Source organism: Allobosea sp. 67-29, assembly GCF_001898115.1.
GTDB lineage: Bacteria > Pseudomonadota > Alphaproteobacteria > Rhizobiales > Beijerinckiaceae > Allobosea.
Map to the genome: position 1 here is coordinate 391,920 of NZ_MKSQ01000026.1, position 19,182 is coordinate 411,101.

The 19,182-nt window shown below is 67.8% G+C and carries 18 protein-coding genes; 5 read left to right on the forward strand and 13 right to left on the reverse strand.

The window, feature by feature from the left end:
* Nucleotides 1-19: 19 nt before the first annotated feature.
* From BGO20_RS20915 to BGO20_RS20950, 8 genes are read right to left on the reverse strand one after another with little or no spacing between them, the layout of a single operon-like run.
* On the reverse strand, nt 20-445 hold the full coding sequence (locus BGO20_RS20915; protein ID WP_291659394.1) for a DUF2147 domain-containing protein: 426 nt from the start codon (nt 443-445) through the stop codon (nt 20-22).
* Nucleotides 435-839 carry an EamA family transporter gene (locus BGO20_RS20920; protein WP_291659395.1) on the reverse strand — a complete coding sequence of 135 codons (405 nt, stop codon included), beginning with the start codon at nt 837-839 and terminating at the stop codon, nt 435-437. The genes BGO20_RS20915 and BGO20_RS20920 overlap by 11 nt, the downstream gene beginning before the upstream one ends.
* Nucleotides 836-1,996: a GNAT family N-acetyltransferase gene (locus BGO20_RS20925; protein WP_291659396.1), complete on the reverse strand. Its 1,161-nt coding sequence runs from the start codon at nt 1,994-1,996 to the stop codon at nt 836-838. Before BGO20_RS20925 ends, BGO20_RS20920 begins: the two co-directional genes overlap by 4 nt.
* The gene (locus BGO20_RS20930; RefSeq protein WP_291659397.1) at nt 1,993-2,844 is read right to left on the reverse strand and encodes an alpha/beta hydrolase; all 852 of its coding nucleotides are present in this window, start codon (nt 2,842-2,844) and stop codon (nt 1,993-1,995) included. The genes BGO20_RS20925 and BGO20_RS20930 overlap by 4 nt, the downstream gene beginning before the upstream one ends.
* An 11-nt stretch (nt 2,845-2,855) precedes the next feature.
* A complete protein-coding gene (locus tag BGO20_RS20935) occupies nt 2,856-3,218 on the reverse strand; it encodes an EamA family transporter (RefSeq protein ID WP_291659398.1) in 363 nt (120 codons plus the stop codon).
* Nucleotides 3,215-4,138 (reverse strand): arginase family protein, encoded by a 924-nt coding sequence (locus BGO20_RS20940; protein WP_291659399.1) that lies wholly within the window; start codon nt 4,136-4,138, stop codon nt 3,215-3,217. Before BGO20_RS20940 ends, BGO20_RS20935 begins: the two co-directional genes overlap by 4 nt.
* A 19-nt stretch (nt 4,139-4,157) precedes the next feature.
* Nucleotides 4,158-5,594: an aspartate aminotransferase family protein gene (locus BGO20_RS20945; RefSeq protein WP_291659400.1), complete on the reverse strand. Its 1,437-nt coding sequence runs from the start codon at nt 5,592-5,594 to the stop codon at nt 4,158-4,160.
* Nucleotides 5,587-6,279, reverse strand: a complete 693-nt coding sequence (locus BGO20_RS20950; RefSeq protein WP_291659401.1) for an MtnX-like HAD-IB family phosphatase — start codon at nt 6,277-6,279, stop codon at nt 5,587-5,589. The genes BGO20_RS20945 and BGO20_RS20950 overlap by 8 nt, the downstream gene beginning before the upstream one ends.
* A 402-nt stretch (nt 6,280-6,681) precedes the next feature.
* Between BGO20_RS20950 and BGO20_RS20955 the strand changes: the two genes are divergently transcribed.
* The 3 genes from BGO20_RS20955 to BGO20_RS20965 all read left to right on the forward strand — a co-directional run bounded on the left by BGO20_RS20955 (nt 6,682) and on the right by BGO20_RS20965 (nt 10,643).
* Nucleotides 6,682-8,256 carry a Re/Si-specific NAD(P)(+) transhydrogenase subunit alpha gene (locus BGO20_RS20955; protein WP_291659402.1) on the forward strand — a complete coding sequence of 525 codons (1,575 nt, stop codon included), beginning with the start codon at nt 6,682-6,684 and terminating at the stop codon, nt 8,254-8,256.
* Nucleotides 8,257-8,269: 13 nt separating this feature from the next.
* Entirely contained in the window at nt 8,270-9,703 is a 1,434-nt protein-coding gene (locus BGO20_RS20960) for an NAD(P)(+) transhydrogenase (Re/Si-specific) subunit beta (protein ID WP_291659403.1), read from the forward strand.
* 253 nt (nt 9,704-9,956) lie between these two features.
* Complete coding sequence (locus tag BGO20_RS20965) at nt 9,957-10,643, forward strand: lysophospholipid acyltransferase family protein (RefSeq protein ID WP_291659404.1); 687 nt, start codon at nt 9,957-9,959, stop codon at nt 10,641-10,643.
* Nucleotides 10,644-10,657: 14 nt separating this feature from the next.
* Here BGO20_RS20965 and BGO20_RS20970 read toward each other — a convergent pair whose 3' ends face one another.
* Complete coding sequence (locus BGO20_RS20970; RefSeq protein ID WP_291659405.1) at nt 10,658-11,341, reverse strand: EipA family protein; 684 nt, start codon at nt 11,339-11,341, stop codon at nt 10,658-10,660.
* Between the two features lie 147 nt (nt 11,342-11,488).
* On the opposite strand from BGO20_RS20970, the gene BGO20_RS20975 reads away from it, so the two are divergent.
* Nucleotides 11,489-12,880, forward strand: a complete 1,392-nt coding sequence (locus BGO20_RS20975; protein ID WP_291659406.1) for a sensor histidine kinase — start codon at nt 11,489-11,491, stop codon at nt 12,878-12,880.
* Between the two features lie 25 nt (nt 12,881-12,905).
* Here the strand turns inward: BGO20_RS20975 and BGO20_RS20980 are convergent, their stop codons facing one another.
* Both BGO20_RS20980 and BGO20_RS20985 read right to left on the reverse strand, forming a co-directional pair.
* Nucleotides 12,906-13,589 (reverse strand): response regulator transcription factor, encoded by a 684-nt coding sequence (locus BGO20_RS20980; RefSeq protein ID WP_291659407.1) that lies wholly within the window; start codon nt 13,587-13,589, stop codon nt 12,906-12,908.
* Nucleotides 13,590-13,700: 111 nt separating this feature from the next.
* Nucleotides 13,701-14,345 carry an outer membrane protein gene (locus BGO20_RS20985; protein ID WP_291659408.1) on the reverse strand — a complete coding sequence of 215 codons (645 nt, stop codon included), beginning with the start codon at nt 14,343-14,345 and terminating at the stop codon, nt 13,701-13,703.
* Between the two features lie 281 nt (nt 14,346-14,626).
* Here BGO20_RS20985 and nhaA point away from each other — a divergent pair, with 281 nt between their 5' ends.
* Nucleotides 14,627-16,468, forward strand: a complete 1,842-nt coding sequence (gene nhaA, locus BGO20_RS20990) for a Na+/H+ antiporter NhaA (RefSeq protein ID WP_291659409.1) — start codon at nt 14,627-14,629, stop codon at nt 16,466-16,468.
* A 440-nt stretch (nt 16,469-16,908) separates the two neighbouring features.
* On the opposite strand, the gene BGO20_RS20995 is transcribed toward nhaA, so the two are convergent.
* Nucleotides 16,909-18,237, reverse strand: coding sequence for an NAD(P)/FAD-dependent oxidoreductase (locus BGO20_RS20995; protein ID WP_291659410.1), 1,329 nt, complete (start codon nt 18,235-18,237; stop codon nt 16,909-16,911).
* Nucleotides 18,238-18,292: 55 nt separating this feature from the next.
* Nucleotides 18,293-19,180, reverse strand: coding sequence for an ABC transporter permease (locus tag BGO20_RS21000; RefSeq protein WP_291659411.1), 888 nt, complete (start codon nt 19,178-19,180; stop codon nt 18,293-18,295).
* Between the last annotated feature and the right edge of the window lie 2 nt (nt 19,181-19,182).

Here is a 19,182-nt window from a genome sequence, read left to right on the forward strand (position 1 = left end):
CTGTTGGAGGGTCGCGGCATCAGGGTTGCCTCGTCCAGGTGTCGTCGTCGCAGATCAGCCCGCCGAACACGCAGCCGCGGACGACGAGCGTGTCGCGTGCGGCCAGTTCCAGCGTGGTGCGATACGTCTTGCCGTCGGAGGGATTGTAGCCCTCGCCGGCGAGATTGCCGGGCCCCTCGGGCCTGAAGCCGCTGAGCACCTGCAGGCCGAGCAGCGAGCGCGACCGCAAGCTCTCGTCGGGATTGAAGCGGTCGATCCGCGGCTCCCTGAGCCAGACGATCCGTCCGCACAGGGCCGCGCCGCAGCGGCCGATGGCGATTTCCGATTCCCCGTCGGAATCGCGCCAGCGCCCGACGATATCGGCCATGGGGTCGGCCTGCGCCGGCATCGGCACTCCTCCTGCCAGCGCCACCGCGACCGCCATCATCCGCAACCTACCGCTCATCGTCATGCTCCCCGCCGAGCAGCACCACGCCGGCGATGATCAGGGCGATGCCGCCGGCGCGCGGCAGGTCGATCCTCTCGCCGAAGGCGCTCCAGGCAAGCAGCGGCACCGTGATATAGACCAATCCCGTCATCGGGAAGGCACGGCTGAGCGGCATGTCGCGCAGGATCGCCATCCAGACGAAGAAAGTCGCGAGATAGCCGGCGATCGCCAGCCAGACGCCCGGCAGCGTGACAGAGCGTGCCAGCATGGCGAAGCCGAAATCCATGTCGCCGAGGCCGTCCGCCCCCCATTTGAAGGCGAGCTGCGTGCCGGTGTCGAGCGCGATGAAGGCGAGCCAGATCACAAGCTGGCGCCAGCGTGCGACAAGTTCGGTGGATGTGGTGGCGCTCATGCCGCCTTCCTTCCGGGTCTGCCGGCGAGGTCCGGATCGAATCTGTCGAAGCCGATCCACGGGCTCAGGCGCCGCAGGACCCATTGCAGCGCGGTCACGCGATGACGGACATGGAGCACGGAGGGAACCAGCCGACTGCCGAAACGCAGCTTCGAGGCATAGGCGGTCTGCCCGCTCTGGAACAGACCCACGCCGCGCGCGATGCAGAAGCGGATATTCGCCATCCAGCTCACCGCATACAGGTTGTGTTCGCGAGCCAGCGGGTAGCGCATGCCCAGGAACTTGTCGATGACACGATCCGCCTCGACGAGCAGGAGGTTGAACGCGCAGAGTTCCGCCCCGACCCAGTAGAGCGCAAAGACGGCCCGCTCGCCGAGCGCCTGCGAGACCGCGGCGAAATAGCCTTGCGGCAGGACTTCGAGGTCACCGTAGTCGAGCCCGCTTTGCCGGCGCGTCGCTTCGTAGAGCGCGTCGATCTCGGCCTCCAGCCCGGAAATCCCGCTTCTGAACTCGATCCGGACCTCGCCGGCCTTGCCGAGCTTGCGGCGGATATCCTTGCGGGTGGCAGCCGACAGCGTGGCCAGATAGCCGCCCTCGTCCGGGAACGGCAGGTCGAGCACCGCGACGGGCAGGCTGGCGATACGCACAAATCCCGCCTGCTTCAGAAGGTTCGCGGCCTCGAATTCTTCGGCGGGCGCGAGGTCCTTCCAGACCAGGAGCTGGGCTCCCTCGGCCGTGCCCTGGCGCGACAGGGCTTCCAGGATGGCGTCGAGCGCGGCCGAGCGTCCGGCTTCGTCGAGCCGCGGCGAAAAGCCGAGATGGCAGCGCTCGGCATAAGGCGATCCGATGCAGAGCGCCTTCAGCGTCAGCAGCCCGGGCAGATGGCGAAACAGCGCGTCACCGAGCCGGCGTAGCCTGCCCTGCAGCGGCGTATCGAGACGGTAGCTCAGCCTGAACAACGGTGCGACCGCGACGATCTCGCCATTGCGCTCGGCCACCAGAGCGGCGACGCGCAATCCCATGCCCGACGCGGCCGCAGCCTCCTCGCAGGCGCGGTAATAGGCGTGGCATTCGGCTTCGCCCGGGAGGCAGGCATCCCAGGCGGAGGCGGCGATCTCGGCCACGCTCTCGACGATCCGGGCGGTCGGCGCGCTCATTCGGCGGCCACCACATGCAGTTTCGGCGTCTTCTCGCGGCGATGCGCCTGCTCGAGGCGGGCCGCGAGCGCCAGCGAACGCTCGATGACGATGTCGCGCTGCTGGTCGATCGTCACCAGATGGTAGCTGTCGTCGAGAATGGCGGCGTCGACGAGTCCGCCGAGCCGCCGCTGGATGTAGAAGGCGTTCGAGAGGCTGGCGATATCGTCTTCGCGCGCATGAACGAGCAGCGCCGGGCACTTGATCGTCGGCATCTCGCGCCGGGTCTGGGCGATCAGATCCCACATCTGCTTCAGCGCCCCCGATGGCGTGCCGAGCAGGCCTGCCTCCGAGCTGTCGCCACGCGTAATCGCGGCCGCGATCAGCGACCGGGTGCGCAGGTCCTTCACCCCGAACGGTTCGCGCTCGACGAAGCTGTAGCGCCGGCCGGCGGGCGTATTGATCAGCCATTTCAGCAGGAAGGCGTAGCGCGGGATCGACCAGCCATCGTACCACAGCGTCGGCGCATAGAGGGCAAGGCCGTTCACGGCGTCGGGCCGGACCGCCGCGACATGCATCGCGAGGACGGCCCCCATCGACAAGCCGCCGACGATGACGGTGTCGCAAAGGCCGCGCATGCGCTCGAGCTCGTCGACGACGCTTCGGCTCCAATCGCGCCAGCCCGTGGCCAGGAGCTCGGCCTCGCCGGCACAATGGCCGGCCAGCTGCGGGCAATGAACCGTGCGGCCGGCCCGGTGCAGGGCGCGCGCCACCAGCCGCATTTCGGTGGGGGTGCCGCCAAGACCATGGATCAACAGGAAGCCGGTGCGGTCCCCGGCGTAGCGAAGGCTGAAATCTTGCTTGGTCACGTCGGGTTCCGTCAGGCTGTCCGCGCGACGATGACGACGCCGCAGGTAATGAGGCAGGCGCCGAGCCATTGCCGGGTTCCGACCCGCTCGCCGAGCAGGATCGAGCTCGCGAAGGTGATGGCGAGGAAGTTCAGGCTGGCGACGGGGAAGGCGATCGACAGCGGCACCTCGGCGAGGATTCGCAGCCAGATGAAGAACTCCGCGACATAGGTCGCAATCCCGGCCAGAACCCAGCCCGACCGGCCGATCGCCAGAGCCATCTCGCGCAACGTGCCGCTCGCCGGCAGCTTGTCGGCCCCGAGCTTGAGGCAAAGCTGGCCGACGACGTCGCAGGCGACCGAGAGGACGAACCACAGGATGATCGAAAGGCTCATGGCAGCACCCGGCTGAAGCAGTCGACCAGCGCCGCATTGGCGCGGGCATTGATCGCAAGGTCCTCCGCCGTGGGGCGCAGCCGCGGCGGATGGTCGAAGAAGGCCAGAGCCGCGCGAAACGGATCGGAGAAGCGGGGCTCCGACCAGTCGCCACAGACATCGACGCCGACGACAAAACGCCCGGCCGCCAGCCGCTCGATGGCGGCGATGAGATGAGCGAGCTTCAACTGTCCCTGGTCCCAGTTTGTCACAGCCTCGTCGCGGCCGAGCACGTCCTTGTCGATGGTGAGCCAGACAGCCTCCGTCGGGATCGCCGTCATGAGCTCGTCGAGGAAACCGGACCAGTCCTCCTCAGCGAGGTTGCGCCAGTGCAAGTGGCCTCCCTCCTGCCGGAAGCTCGCGGCACTGTTGTATCGCCTCCAGACGCGGGAGGGCGCGTGCCGCCACGGAAAGAGCGCCATCCGCCCGGCTTCGACCGCCCGGAGATTGGCGAACTGCCACTCCGGGCGCACCAGGTCGTCACTGCAGGGACCGATGGTCACGACCTTGCGGACCTGCGGCAATTCCAGGGCGCGATTGACCCAGGCGCCGCAATTGACCGTCGCCGGAAACCGGACCCAGTCGGGGTGGTTGTCGAAATGGACGACGGTCACCGGCGCGCTGACGGTCCTCAGGAAAAGGGCCGTCAGGTGGTGAAAGTCGCCGGAGCCGTAGAAATAGACTGGCGGTCCGCCGCCGTCCCGCCCGCCCGCGGCCAACCTTTCGAGCAGCCCCGCAACCGCCCCGCGGCTCGCCACGATGCGCAGGCGCGCGGCGAGATCCGCCGCATCGATGCAGGACGCTTCGCCCGTATCGATGCGGCGGCGAAGCGGCTCCTGGCCGGCGACGCTGCCGTCAAGATTGATCACCTGCAGGCGCAACGACCGGTCTCCTGCCGGCTCAGGCGTCGGCGACGCGGGCGAAGAGCTGGTCGAGCAGCGCGATCGCCAGGTCGATCTCGGCATGACTCATGGTCAGCGCCGGCGCGAGGGTAATGACGTTCTTGTAGTAGCCGCCGATATCGAGCACGAGCCCGTAGCGCCGGCCAGCCACCTCCAGATCGGCCCTCATGCCCTCGTCGCACATCAGGTCGACCAGGCGCTTGGATGGCGTGTAGCTGTCATGCGGCTCGCAGATCTCGATGCGCAGCGCCATGCCGAGACCATCGACCTCGCCGACGATCTTGTGGCGACGCTTGAGCTCCTGGAGGCCGGCGAGGAAATGTGCGCCCTTGGCCATGACCATGGTCTCGTAGTCTTCCTCCTCCATCATCTTCATCGCTTCCAGCGCGACGGCGGTGCCGAGCGGGTTGGCGTTGAAGGTCGAGTGGGTGGAGCCCGGCGGGAAGACGGTCGGGTTGATCAGCGCCTCCTTGGCCCAGATGCCGGAGAGCGGGTTCAGGCCGTTGGTCACGGCCTTGCCGAAGACGATCACGTCCGGGTTCACACCGAAATGCTCGATCGACCAGAGCTTGCCGGTCCGGTAGAAGCCCATCTGGATCTCGTCGACGACCAGCAGGATGCCGTGGTCGTCGAGCACCTTCTTCAGCCCGGTGAAGAAGTTCGGCGGCGGAATGACGTAGCCGCCCGTGCCCTGCAGGGGCTCGACATAGAAGGCGGCATATTCGGCCTGGCCGGTCTTGGGGTCCCAGACGCCGTTGTACTCGCTCTCGAACAGCCGGGCGAATTGCGCGACGCAATGCTCGCCATACTCTTCCTTGCTCATGCCCTTGGGGCCGCGGAAATGGTAGGGGAACGGGATGAAATGCGCGCGCTCGCCGAAATGGCCGAAGCGGCGGCGATAGCGATAGGAGGAGGTGATCGCGGAGGCGCCGAGCGTGCGGCCGTGATAGCCGCCCTCGAAGGCGAACATCAGGCTCTTGCCGTTCGAGGCGTTGCGCACGAGCTTGAGCGAATCCTCGACCGCCTGGGCGCCGCCGACATTGAAATGGACCCTGCCCTTCGAGCCGAACTTGCGCTGCGCATCCTTGGCGATCATCGCCGCGAGCTCGATCTTCTCGCGGTGGAGATACTGGCTGGCGACCTGCGGCAGCGTGTCGATCTGGCGCTTCAGCGCGTTGTTCAGGCGCGGATTGGCGTAGCCGAAATTGACCGCCGAGTACCACATCTGCAGGTCGAGGAAGCGGTTGCCGGCCGCGTCGAGCATGAAGGAGCCCTCGCAGCCCGAGAAGATCTTCGGGAACTGCGTGTAGTGGACCGTGTCGCCATGCGAGCAGTACTCGGCCTCGAGCGCCAGCAGGCGCGCCTCCTCGGCGGCGAGCGCGGCCGGGTTCGTCGCGGCGCGAGCGGCCGCGAGCTGGGGAAATCCGTCATCCATCGATCATGTCCTTGAGGTGATGGCTCGCGATGGCCGGCATGGTGCCGGTCAACATCTCGTCCAGGAGACGTGCCGCGTCCGCCAGCTGGGCGAAGGGGTGGTGCTCGATGCCGGTCGCGCGGCAATGCGCGATCAGGCCGTTCTTGGCGAAGACGAGGTCGGCGCGCTCGGCAAGGCAGAAATCGGAGCGCCCGTCGCCAACGAGAATGGTCGCCGGCCGGCCTAGTCCCTGGGCGACATTGCATTTGCAGGTGCCGCTGACGCAGCTTCCATCCCGCGACGCATGCGGCGAGGTCAGGCGCCAACGGTCGCCGCCTGCCGATTCGAGATGGTTGGCGATGACAGGAAGGCCGGCAAGGCCGGTCCGGCGCAGCACGGAATGGATCGTGCGGTCGAGCCCGTCCGATACGACCGTCACCGGAACCGCGTGGCGCTGGCAGACCCGGACCAGGAAAGCGAACCCCCAGTCGATCTCGAAGCTATCGACGAAAGTGTCGAGGATGTCGGGCGACACTCGCAGCAGCGCGATCTGCCGCTCCATGCATTCGCGTGAGCCGATGCGTCCCGCGACCCATTCGGCCTCGATCGTTTCCCAGCCCGGCGCGGCGAAGCGCTCGAGAATCCGGTCCGTCGTGTCATCAAGAGAAATCGTGCCGTCGAAATCGACGATGGCCTGCCACTGCATCCGCGTTGACGCTCCGTTGCGAGGCGGTCCGTCGGCAAGCGCCATGCCAAGTGTCAAGCATCTGTTATTGTTGCGTTTTGTTTCGGGAAACCTTCGTCGAACGCGACATTCGAGGGGGGTTACTCCAAAATTTGGAGGAACATCGCTGCTCGGGCTGACCCGAGTTCGCTATGGAACGGTAGCCGCGAGCCGGCCGACGTCACGGCAACGCGCAAAAGGGAATCGATATTTTTTCGCTCAGCCTATAGAGGCCATAGCAAGGCGTCGGGGGAAGCGCCGCCGTACGGAACGGCTTGAGCCCGGCGGCTCCGCAGTGTTCGATGGGAACCGGGCGAGTCTGGCGTCGTGTTCGAATGAGCTGGCGGTCGCGTCGTGCGGCAAGGGGAAGTGGAGAGGGGCATCGTGAAGATCGGATCACCGAAGGAAGTCTTTGCGGGCGAGGCGCGGGTGGCGATGACGCCGGACAGTGCGGCTCAGCTCCAGAAACTCGGCTATGACTGCCTGATCGAAGCCGGTGCGGGCGTGCTCGCCGGCTTCACCGACGATGCCTACCGGAATGCCGGCGTGAGCGTGGTCCCGACAGCCGGCGCGCTCTGGGACGAGGCCGACGTGATCGCCAAGGTGCGCCCGCCCGAGACCTCCGAGGCCGAGCGCCTCAAGGCCGGCAAGACGCTGATCTCGTTCTTCTATCCGGCGCAGAACAAGGAGCTCCTGGAGCTCTGCAAGGACAAGGGCGCCGCCGTCATCGCCATGGACATGGTGCCGCGCATCTCGCGCGCCCAGAAGATGGACGCGCTGTCCTCGATGGCGAACATCGCCGGCTATCGCGCGGTGATCGAGGCCGGCAACAATTTCGGCCGCTTCTTCACCGGTCAGATCACGGCGGCAGGCAAGGTGCCGCCGGCCAAGGTGCTGGTAGTGGGCGCCGGCGTCGCCGGCCTCGCCGCCATCGGCACGGCGACCTCGCTCGGTGCCATCACCTATGCCTTCGACGTGCGCCCCGAAGTCTCCGAGCAGATCGAATCGATGGGCGCGCAATTCGTCTTCCTCGATTTCAAGGGCCAGCAGCAGGACGGCGCCTCGACCGGCGGCTACGCCGCCCCGTCGAGCCCCGAGTTCCGCGAGGCGCAGCTCAAGAAGTTCCGCGAGCTCGCGCCTGAGATCGACATCGTCATCACCACGGCGCTGATCCCCGGCCGCGATGCGCCGGTGCTCTGGACCAAGGACATGGTCGAGGCGATGAAGCCGGGCTCGGTCATCGTCGATCTCGCCGCCGAGCGCGGCGGCAACTGCGAATTGACCAAGGCCGACCAGAAGATCGTGACGCCCAACGGGGTCACCATCGTCGGCTATACCGACTTCCCGAGCCGGATGGCGGCGCAGTCCTCGACGCTCTACGCCACCAACATCCGCCACATGATGACGGACCTGACGCCGGGCAAGGACGGCAAGCTCGTCCACAACATGGAGGACGACGTCATCCGCGGCGCGACGGTGACCTATGAGGGGGCCATCACCTTCCCGCCGCCGCCGCCGAAGGTCGCCGCGATCGCCGCGCAGAAGCCGAAGGAGAAGGCCAAGGAACTGACGCCGGAGGAGAAGCGGGCCAAGGAAGCCGCCGCCTTTCGCGAGCAGACCCGCTCGCAGCTCATGCTGCTCGGCATCGGCACGATCCTGATGCTGATCGTCGGCGCCTATGCACCGGTCAGTTTCATGAGCCACTTCATCGTGTTCGCGCTCGCCTGCTTCGTCGGCTTCCAGGTGATCTGGAATGTGTCGCATTCGCTGCACACGCCGCTGATGGCGGTCACCAACGCGATCTCCGGCATCATCGTGCTCGGCGCGCTCTTGCAGATCGGCTCCTCGGGCTGGCTCGTCACCATTCTGGCGATGATCTCGGTGCTGATCGCATCGATCAATATCGTCGGCGGCTTCCTGGTCACGCGCCGGATGCTCGCCATGTTCCAGAAGTCCTGAGGGGGGCTCGGACGTGAGCATCGGTATCGTTTCCGCGGCCTATATCTCCGCCGCCATCCTGTTCATCCTGTCGCTCGGCGGTCTCTCGAACCAGGAAAGCGCCAAGCGCGCGGTCTGGTACGGCATCGCCGGCATGGCGCTTGCCGTCTTCGCCACGGTCTTCGGGCCGGGCAGCGGCAAGCTCTGGCTCGTCCTCGTCATGTTCGCCATCGCCGCCGCCATCGGCTGGCAGGTGGCGATGAAGGTGCAGATGACGGAGATGCCGCAGCTCGTCGCGGCGCTGCACTCCTTCGTCGGCCTCGCCGCGGTCTTCATCGGCTACAACGCGCATCTGGAGCTCGGTGCCGTCCAGGCGTTGGACCCGGCGGCACGCGAGGCGCTGACCGGCTTCGCCGCCGTACTGGCCCACAAGACCGGGGTCGAGATTTCGATCCTCAAGGTCGAGGTCTTCCTCGGCGTCTTCATCGGCGCGGTCACCTTCACAGGCTCGGTCATCGCCTTCGGCAAGCTCGCCGGCAAGGTCGACGGCAAGGCGAAGAAGCTGCCCGGCGGCCATATGCTCAACGCGGGCGCAGCGCTCCTCTCGCTGCTGCTGCTGATCCTCTATGTGAAGGGAGCCGGCATCTGGGCGCTGCTGCTGATGACGCTGCTCGCCTTCTTCATCGGCTACCACCTGATCATGGGCATCGGCGGTGCCGACATGCCGGTCGTGGTCTCGATGCTGAACAGCTATTCCGGCTGGGCGGCCGCGGCGATCGGCTTCACGCTCGGCAACGACCTCTTGATCGTGGTCGGCGCGCTGGTCGGCTCGTCCGGCGCGATCCTGTCCTACATCATGTGCAAGGCGATGAACCGCTCCTTCATCTCGGTCATCCTCGGCGGCTTCGGCAATACCACCGGCCCGGCGCTGGCGATCGAGGGCGAGCAGATCGCGATCGATGTCGAGGGCGTCGCGGCGGCGCTGAACGAGGCCGACAGCGTCATCATCGTGCCGGGCTACGGCATGGCGGTGGCACAGGCCCAGCAGTCCGTCTCGGAGCTGACACGCAAGCTGCGCGCCGCCGGCAAGGAGGTGCGCTTCGCGATCCATCCGGTCGCCGGCCGCCTGCCCGGCCACATGAACGTGCTGCTCGCCGAGGCGAAGGTGCCCTACGACATCGTGCTGGAGATGGACGAGATCAACGAGGACTTCCCGAACACGGACGTCGCGATCGTCATCGGCTCGAACGACATCGTCAATCCGGCGGCGCAGGAGGATCCGAACTCGCCGATCGCCGGCATGCCGGTACTCGAGGTCTGGAAGGCGAAGCAGGTCTTCGTCTCCAAGCGCGGCCAGGGCACCGGCTATTCCGGCATCGAGAATCCGCTCTTCTACAAGGAGAACACGCGGATGTTCTACGGCGACGCCAAAGCCTCGCTCGACAAGCTCCTGCCGCTCATCGATTGAGCGGCCGGAAGCGGGCGTCACGGGCCTTCACCGGCTTCGGGACGCCCGCGATCAGGCTCGGCCGAGACAGCCGCCGCCCCGCGCGGGATCGCCTCGCCACCGAAACGTATCCGCCTCTGTCGGTGGCGAGCTCTCGAGAACGCATTCGGAAATCGGCCAAATTGCCGTTTCCATTGCCCGCACACTCGCCGCGCAATGTTCCAGCAAACCAGCATGCCGACCACTCCGGGTGATTCACCACGGAGGATCGACGATGCTCTCCCGATCGGGACCGTCGACGGCGCTCGCCGGCCGCGCCCTGCACGCCTATCTCGGCTTCCTCCGGCGAACCACCCGGTTCAAGCCCGCGATCCCGGGCGCCCGCCCTTGGGAGCGTGCCAGCGAGCCCTTCATCGCCATGACCTGGCATGGCCAGCGCATGCTGAGCCTCGCGGCGCTCGACGATGCCTCGCGCCTCGCGATCTTGACGTCACGGGGACATGACGGCGGCCCGGTCGCCTACGCCGTCCGGAAAGCGGGCTTCCGCACGATCCATTGCTCCAGCTCATGCAGCCGCGTGGCGTGGCCGGGAGGGGTCCGCGCGGAGGTCCGCCACATGCGCAATGCGCTGCGCGACGGAACCAGCATCGTGCTGACCGCACGAACGGCGGAGGACTCTCTCGCGGCCGGGCGCGGCGCGGTCCAGCTCGCCCGGCTCTCCGGCCGCCCGATCTATCTGTTCGCCGCGATGACGAGCGCCTGCTTCGACCTCGGCGAGCGCAACCGCACGAGCATTGCCCTGCCCTTCGGGCGCGGCTGCATCCTCTGGTCGGAGCCCCTTTATGTCCGCAAAGGCGCGGATGGCGGCGAGCTGCAGCTGATCGCGCTCGATATCGCGGAGCGCCTCGACGATCTGCATGCGAGCGCCTGCCGATCGCTCCTGCGCAATCGCCGGATATGAGGTGCCATGGGCGCTCAGGGCTTCCCCCGCGCGGCACAGCCGGCGGGATCGGGGCAGATATCCGCCGGGGGGCGCAGAATCTCCGGGGCCCCGGCGGGCTCGATGCGAATGCGGCTGAGATCGCCCGAGAATCGGAGGCCGAGGCCCGACGAGATCAGCACGATCCGGGCCCTGGGCGAAGCGAGGATCGTCGCATTGGCGCCGGCCAGAAAATGAGCGCTGCCGCCGATGCTCGCATAGGTGCCGAACACGTCCTCGCGGCGATCGAGGCCGTAAACCAGCATGATCACCCGGCCGTAATCGGCCCCCAGGCCGATGCCGACCGAGAGCGCCGACCAGACCACCGGCTCCGGCGCGCCGTCGGCGAAGCGCAGCTCCCCGCTGCCGTGACGGCCCCCCACGACGAAGGAGCCGCTCAATTCTCCACCCAGGATATAGGCGTTCGGCTCGCCGAAAAGCGCCAGCGAACGCTCGATCGGAATGCTGACCGTCTTCGACGCCGTGTCGAACACCCCTTCCACCAGCGCGACGATCTCGTTTCGCGACGCGGTCGGCAGTTGGCCCGGCCTGATCTGCTCCGTCGCCGGCGGGCCTCCCTGAGCGAGCACGGTGGTGGCGCCAGTGATGCCGGTGAACAGCGCCGCCAGCAAAACCGCGACAGCTTCCCGACCGGCCTTGATGGCGCGCAACTCGGGCATCAGGCTGCGCGATCCGGGAAAGTGTTGAACGACAAGGGCAATGCGGTCCATGCAGAGCAAGGCAGGGCGAAGCGCCCTGCCCGACAAGCCATATCCGCACGGAGGCCCCTTGACGACCCGTGAGATCGAACCGAATGCGGAACGCTGATGGTCCTTGAGCTTCTGCGGGGGGGATCGCCGAGGCCCCGGAGGGCGGCCGCGACCTCGCTATCGCGCGCGCTCACCATCCGGCTGAGCCTGCTCGGCATCGTGCTGTTCGTCGCCTTCATCGCGGCCGTCCTGGCTTTCACCTTCGTCACCGAGGATCCCGGCGTCCTGCGCAACGATGTCACCTCGCGCATCATCCAGCAAAGCGTCCGGCTCTCGGGCGGCAGCCTGCAGGTCGAGAAGACCGCAGGGTTGGCGCAGATCGAAGCAGCCAGCCCCCGCCTCTGGTACCTGGTCTCCGACGGACGATCGGTCGTCGAGTATGCGCCAGCGTTGCGTCCGGGCTTGCCGATCGACATCCGCCTCGACGGCCCGACCATCGCCGCGCAGATGCGGGTCGGCGGCGACAACGCACTCGCTTTCGACGTCATCGAGGTCGAGGGCAGCCGCGTCATCGTGGCAACCGGCGGCGGCCTGCCGGGATGGGACCTGATCCTCGGCTACTTCCTGCGCGCCATCGCCGGCTCGGCGCTGGCCATCTCGGTGGTCTTCGGCATCCTGGTCGCAGCCGCCATCGCCATGTCGGTGTCCTACATCACCGCCCGGCTGCGGAGCGCCGCCGAGGCGGCCGCCCGCATCGACCCGCGCGCGCCGCGCGGCCTGCTCCCCACCGAGGAAACGCCGGTGGAGCTGATGCCGCTGACCACCGCGCTCAATTCGGCGCTCGACCAGATCGCCAGCAACATGGAGGTGCAGCGACGCTTCATGAACAACGTCGCACACGAGCTGCGCACGCCGCTTGCCGTCATGCGCAGCCATGTCGACGCCCTCGCCGACGAGCCGGCGCGGCTGCGGCTCGCCACCGATCTGAGCCGTCTGACCACGATCGTCTCGTCGATGCTGCAGCTCGCCCGCCTGCACGCCACCGACCTGCCCTTTGAACCGCTGCAGCTCAACGGTCTCGCCCGGGCGGTGCTAGCCGATCTCGCCCCGCTGATCCTGAGCCACGGCGTCGACGTGGCCCTCGAGGAAGTGGGGGATCGCCACGCCACGATCATCGCCAACGAGCCCACCGTGCGCGCGGCACTCGCCAACCTCGTCGACAACGCGCTGCGCCATGCCCAGGCGCGCTCGACCATTCTGGTCCGCGTCCTCGACGGCGCGGTCATCGAGGTGGCCGACGACGGTGTTGGTATTGCCGCGGCCAAGCGCGCGCAGGTCCTCGAACCCTTCAACCGCATCTCGGCCAGCGGCACCGGCGCCGGTCTCGGCTTGACCATCGTGCGCGACATCATGTCCGCCCATGGCGGAACGATCGCCGTCCTCGGCAATGACGGTGGCGGCACCACCGTCAGGCTGACATTTCCACCGGGCGAGGCAGGCCTCGATTAGAACACCGTTCCGGGCGCCGCTTGTGCTAAAGAGCCGCCTCGCTCGCGCGCAGCATGTAGCCGATCCCGCGCAGTGATGTGATTTCGACCCGCGCACCGGCATCGCGCAGCTTGCGGCGCAGCCGCGAGATCTGTGCTTCCAGCGTATTGGATTCGATCAGGTCGTCGAAGCCGTAGACCGCCTCGATCAGCACGTCGCGGGTCACGACCCGGCCGGCTCGCTGCACCAGCGCTTCCAGGATGAGCGCTTCGCGCCGGCGCAGTTCGAGCGGCTCCTTCCCGACGCTCGCGCTTCGCCCCTCGAGATCCAGCGACAGGTTGCCGGCGGCGAGAACGAGGGAACGCTTCGGATGACGGCGCCGGGCGATGACGCGCAGGCGCGCCAGCAATTCGTCGGGCTCGAACGGCTTGACCAGGTAATCGTCGGCACCGCCGTTCAGGCCCTCGACCACGTCCGCCTTCGCGTCGCGAGCCGTCAGCAGCAGGAAGGCGGGGCGGGGATCCTGCGCGCTCATCGCCTTGACGATCGACAGGCCGTCGCCATCCGGCAGGCGCCGGTCGATGACCGCGATGTCGAAGGGCGCGGCACGCAGCGCCGAAAGCGCCGCGTCGATCGATGCAGTTCGGTCCACGACCAGCCCCGCATTCGTCAGAAGCGTGCAGAGGAAGTCCATGAGGGCAGGTTCGTCCTCGACGATCAGGGCGCGCATGTCGATCCTGTGGGTGCAGGGATGGAACGTGATGCCGGATCAGGGGCGGTATTTCCAGACATCCCGTCCCATCCCTACCGCGGAAGCAGCCGACCGGCCGCCATGTCGGTATCAGAAGCGGTAATTGAGTCCCGCTTTCACGAGATGTTCGGTAACGCCGATCTTCGTCCTGCCGCTGCCGAGCTGAAAGGTCTGCTTGCCCAGCGAAACGTAGTTGTATTCCAGCTTGGCGCTGAGGTGATCGGTGATGCCGTATTCGGCACCCGCGCCGAGCACGTAGCCCATCGCACTCTTGCTCCGGGAGAGCAGCCCGTCGGTCGCCTTGAGGCTGCCATAGGCGAGGCCGCCCGTGCCATAGACCAGGACGCGGTCGAAGGCGAAGCCGGCGCGCGCCTTCAGGGTTCCGAGGTAGCGCATGTCGGCGCTGATGCCGCCGCCGCGCCCGGAGCCCTTGCCGAAGCCGTTCATCGACAGGTCGCTCTCCATGCCGAAGACCATGCTGCCGAGTTGCAGGTTGTAGCCGAGCTGGCCGCCGAGCAGGAATTCATTGCGGCTCTTGCGGGCCGTGGCGCCATCGAAGCGGTCGAAGGCGCCGCCGGCATGCAGTCCGGCATAGAGGCCGTTCCAGTTATAGGTTCGCGGCGCAACATAGGCCGGCCATTCCTGGCTGCGTGGCAGCGGACGATCGGCGGCCGCTGCCGGAACCGCGAGCAGGGCGAGCAGCCCCAGGCCCGCTAGGGGAATGGTTGGATACATCGAGAACTCCTTGCGGCGGTCATGGTGCCGCCGGCACATCTGCCCCCGTCTCCCGGATCGGAGCGGGTCGGCACGCCCAGATTGCGGGCCAAGATTACGGCAAGGTTGCCGATCGGGACGCGATCCACGGCGCCCGCCATGGCCGCATGCACGCCTCGCGGCAGGCCGTTCAGCCAAATCCGGCGCTGACTTCCGCCCGATGCCGCGGCTACCATGCGGGGCCGGCGCGGAACGCCGGCGCAGGCCGCGCGGCCTGCGCGATGTAAGAAAAGGTAAGCCGGATGGCGCAAGCCGCGATCGTCAATCGCCTCGATCGGCCCGTCGACATTGCCGTCGATCACGTGCTGGGGCCGGATCGCGCGCCGATCACCCTCGTCGAATACGGGAGCTACGCCTGCCCCTATTGCCGGGCTGCCAACGATCGTATCGCCGAAGTTCGCGACCAGCTCGGCGAGCGCCTGCGCTATGTCTTCCGCCACCGTCCGCTGACCGGCAGCGACCTGGCCCTGCGCGCCGCCGAGCTGGTGGAACGCGCCGGAACCGCCGAGCAATTCTGGGCGGCCCATGTCAAGCTGATGACGCGCTCACAGGTTTTGACCGAAGACGATCTCGTCGCGGTCGCAGGCGATCTCGGCCTCGAGCCGCGGGAGCCCGGCGAGGCCGCTCAGGACATACGCCGCGCCGCCGCGCGCGTCGAGGCTGACATCGACAGCTCCCATGCCAGCGGCGTGCATTTCACGCCGACCTTCTTCATCAACGAGCGCCGTTACGACGGTCCCTGGGACGAGAGCTCCTTCCTCGACGCGATGCAGGGAACGCTCGGCCATCGCTTTCGCGCCGCGGCGCTCGACTTCGCCAGCTGGGGCCCCTCCGCCGGCATTCTGCTGCTGCTTGCGACGGTGGTCGCCATCGTCCTGATGAACTCTGCCCTGGGCCCGGCCTTCGAGGACTTCTGGCATCGCGAACTCGCGCTTTCGCTCGGCGAGACCCGCTTCGGTATGTCGATCCGGCACTGGGTGAACGACGCGCTGCTCACGGTGTTCTTTCTGGTGGTCGGGCTGGAGATCAAGCGCGAGTTCACCGTCGGCCACCTCGCGGGACGCCGCTCCGCCGCGCTGCCGGTCGCCGGTGCGATCGGCGGCATGCTGGTGCCCGCGGGGCTCTACGCCCTGATCCTGCCCGGTGGCCCCTGGTCCCATGGCTGGGGCATCCCGATGGCAACCGATACCGCTTTCGCCATCGCGATCATCGTGATGATGGGCCAGCGGGTGCCGATCGAGCTGCGCATCTTCCTGACGGCTGCCGCCATCGTCGACGATATCGGGGCGATCGTCGTCGTCGCGCTGTTCTATTCGGGCGAGCTGCATCCCGGCTACCTAGGCGCTGCGTTGATCCTGACGGCCGGCCTCGCGGCGCTCAACCGCGCGCATATCTACCGCGTCGCGCCCTATGCGCTGATCGGCATCGCGCTTTGGGCCTGCATCCATGCCGGCGGCCTGCATGCGACGCTGGCCGGCGTCGTGCTGGCGCTGTTCATCCCGACCCGCCCGCCGGCCAATCTCGCGGCGCTGACCGCCCAGGCCAACTCGATCATGCTGGCCGAGGCGGCCCACGGCGGCGAGGTTCTCCGGCACGGCCCCTCGGGCCAGGCGCTGCGCGCGCTCGACGCGATCCACGACCGCCTGGAATCGCCGGCGGACCGGCTGCTGCGGCATGCCGGCGCACGGTCGAGCTACCTGGTGCTTCCGCTTTTCGCCCTTGCCAATGCCGGCGTCGCCCTGACTCCGGGCGTCCTCGACGGCCGCGGCATGCTCGTGCTTGCGATCATGGCCGGGCTGGTGCTCGGCAAGCCGCTCGGCATGTTCGGCGCCGCGGCGCTGGCAGCCCGGCTCGGCATCGCCGTCAAGCCTGAAGGGTACAACTGGCTTCAGCTCGCCGGGGCGAGCGCGCTGGCCGGTATCGGCTTCACCATGTCGCTCTTCATCGCGGGGCAGGCCTTCGGCGCCCCGGCAGATTTCGCCGCTGCCAAGATCGCGGTCTTCGCGGCCTCGATCGGCTCCGCCCTGCTCGGTACGGCCCTGCTCTGGAGGGCGGCACGCGATGTCCGGGCTGCACCCGAGTAGACTTGCCCCTTGCGCAGGCTGGTCGCGGGCGTCTGCCAGGGAGGCGCGGTCGCACGGTCCGTTCCGCGGCAGCGCCGGGGCCGCTGGTCGATATAGGCCGCCACGTCGTGGTGCAGCATGAGCGTGGCCATGCAGACGAACTCGGCCATGCTCTCGGCGATGCCGGCTCCGGCATACGGACCACCGGCAGTTCGGCAGGCAACTGGCTGAGATCGAACTGGTCGACGCCCGCGCCCACCGAGAACACCATCTTCAGGTTCGGGAAGGTCTCGACGATCCGTTCCGGTGGCTGCAAGAGCAGCAGATGCTCCACGGCGGCAGGATCGCCGACATCCGGCCAGATCCGGAACGGCACCTCCGGCGCCTGCCCCGCAAAGGCCGCCGCCCATTACCCGGCGCGCTCGGCGCTTGCCTTGTAGACGATGCTCACCTGCCGGCCCTCAGAACAGCCCGACCGGCGCCAGCGGACGGCCGTCGATCAGTCGCTCGTAGCTGTAGGCTGCCGGATCGACGAGGGGCGTGTCGCCGTTGACGATGTCGGCTGCGAGCTTGCCTGCGGCCGGCCCGATGCCGAAGCCATGCCCGGAAAATCCCGTCGCGAGGAAGAAACCCTTCTGGCTGGGGACGGGAGAGATCACCGGCACCGTGTCCGGGGTGGAGTCGATCGTGCCACCCCAGGCCTCGGCGATGCGGATGTCCTTGAGTACGGGATTGCCGGCGATCAGGGCGGCGAGCGCGGCGTTGACGAGGTCCATGTCGGGAGCGGGATCCTGCACGCGCACCGCCTCGAAGGGCGACGGCTGGTCGAGGCGCCAATTGGCGCTGCCGAACAGCTGCCTGAAGAAATCGGCTCCGAGCCGCAGCTTCAGGCCGGCGCGACGCTGCTTGAAGGTCGGCCAGAAGATCTTGGCATGGCGCAGGATGTCGGGCGTCAGGTTGACGGTGCCGCGTCCGCGCAGCGCCAGCGTGAAGCCGCCGTCGAGGCGGCGGCGGATGCAGTATTCGGTGGTGCCGAGTGCGCCATCCGTGAAGTCGGGCGCGGGGGTGGTGCGGCAGGCGGTGGCATCGACCAGTCCGACCGGCAAGTCGATGCCATGGCGCCGGCAGAACAGCGACGACCAAGCGCCGCCGGCAAGCAGCACGGCCTGGGTCCGGATCGTACCCTTTTCCGTGATCACGCCGCTGATGGCGCCGCCCGTCAGCTCCAGTCCGCGGGCCGCACAGCTCTGGTGAATAGTGACGCCACGCTTGCGCGCCGCCAACGCCAGCGCCGGAACGGCCATCGAGGGCTCGGCGCGGCCATCGCTCGGCGTGTGCAGGCCCGCGACCCAGCCCTGTGCGTTGCCGGGGAGCTTCTCGCGAATCTGCTCGGGCGTCAGCAAGGTCGAATGGACCTGCTGTTCGCGGGCAACGGCGGCCCACCGCTCCCAATCCGCGGCCTCCTTCGGATCCTTGGTCAGGAACAGCACGCCGGTGCGGCGGAAGCCGGTGTCGGCACCGGCCTCCTCCTGCAGTTCCTCCCAGAGGCGCAGCGCCTCGCGCGCGAGGGGTATCTCGGCGCGGGCGCGTCCCTGCTGGCGGCACCAGCCCCAGTTGCGGCTGGACTGCTCCCCGGCAACGTGGCCCTTCTCGACGAGCGCGACCGAAAGGCCCTTTCGAGCGAGGTGATAGGCGCTCGAAACCCCGATCACGCCTCCGCCGATGACGACCACGTCGACGGCCTCCGGCAGACGCTCGTCGCTGGGAATGCGATTGACCGGCGGGGACATGGACAGGGCTCCTGGAATGGGCGCGGACGGCTGCTGCGGCGGGGGACGGAAAAGGTCAGTTGACGTCGAGGCGCGGATCGAGCGCATCGCGCAGACCGTCGCCGATGAAGTTGAAGCTTGTCACCGCGAGCGTGATCGCGAGGCCCGGCAGGATCGCGAGCCAGGGCGCGCTCGTCAGGTAGATCTGGGCGTTGTTGAGCATGTTGCCCCAGCTCGAGGCGGGCGGCTGGATGCCGTATCCGAGGAAGCTGATGTAGGATTCGAGCAGGATCGCCTTGGCGACGTTGAGCGTGGCCGCCACGACGATCGGCGCCATGGCATTGGGCAGGAGACTGCGGAACATGATGTAGAGGTCACCGGCTCCGACGGAGCGTGCGGCCGTCGCGAAATCGCGCTCGCGCAGGGAGCGGATCTGCGCTTCGACGATGCGGGCGACGTTCATCCACGACGTCGCCGCGATCAGCAACGTGGTCGCCAGGATGCCGGGCTCCGTCAGCGCCGCCAGCGCCAGCAGCAGGAAGATCGTCGGGAAGCACAGCACGGCATCGACGAAGCGCATCAGCGCCGAGCCGAGCCAGCCGCCATAGAAGCCGGCGATCACGCCGACCGCGATGCCGATTGCCATCGCGACCGCCATGGCGAGAAAGCCGATCGCCAGCGAGATGCGTCCGCCCATCATCAGCCTGGCCAGGATGTCGCGGCCGAGCTCGTCCGTTCCCAGCACGTGCACGCCGGACAGCGGTGGCGCGAAACGCTGCAGGATGTCGATGTAGGTGTCGTCGAAAGGCAGGAGATAGGGGCCGAGGAAGCAGCCGAGAGCCAGCACGAGGATGGTCGCCGTGCCGGCCATGGCGAGCCGGTGCCGGCGGAAGCGCCGCCAGGCGGTATTGGTCGAGGTGGCTGGGCCCGTTTCGGTCGAGACGGATGCGGCCGGCGTGCTCATCG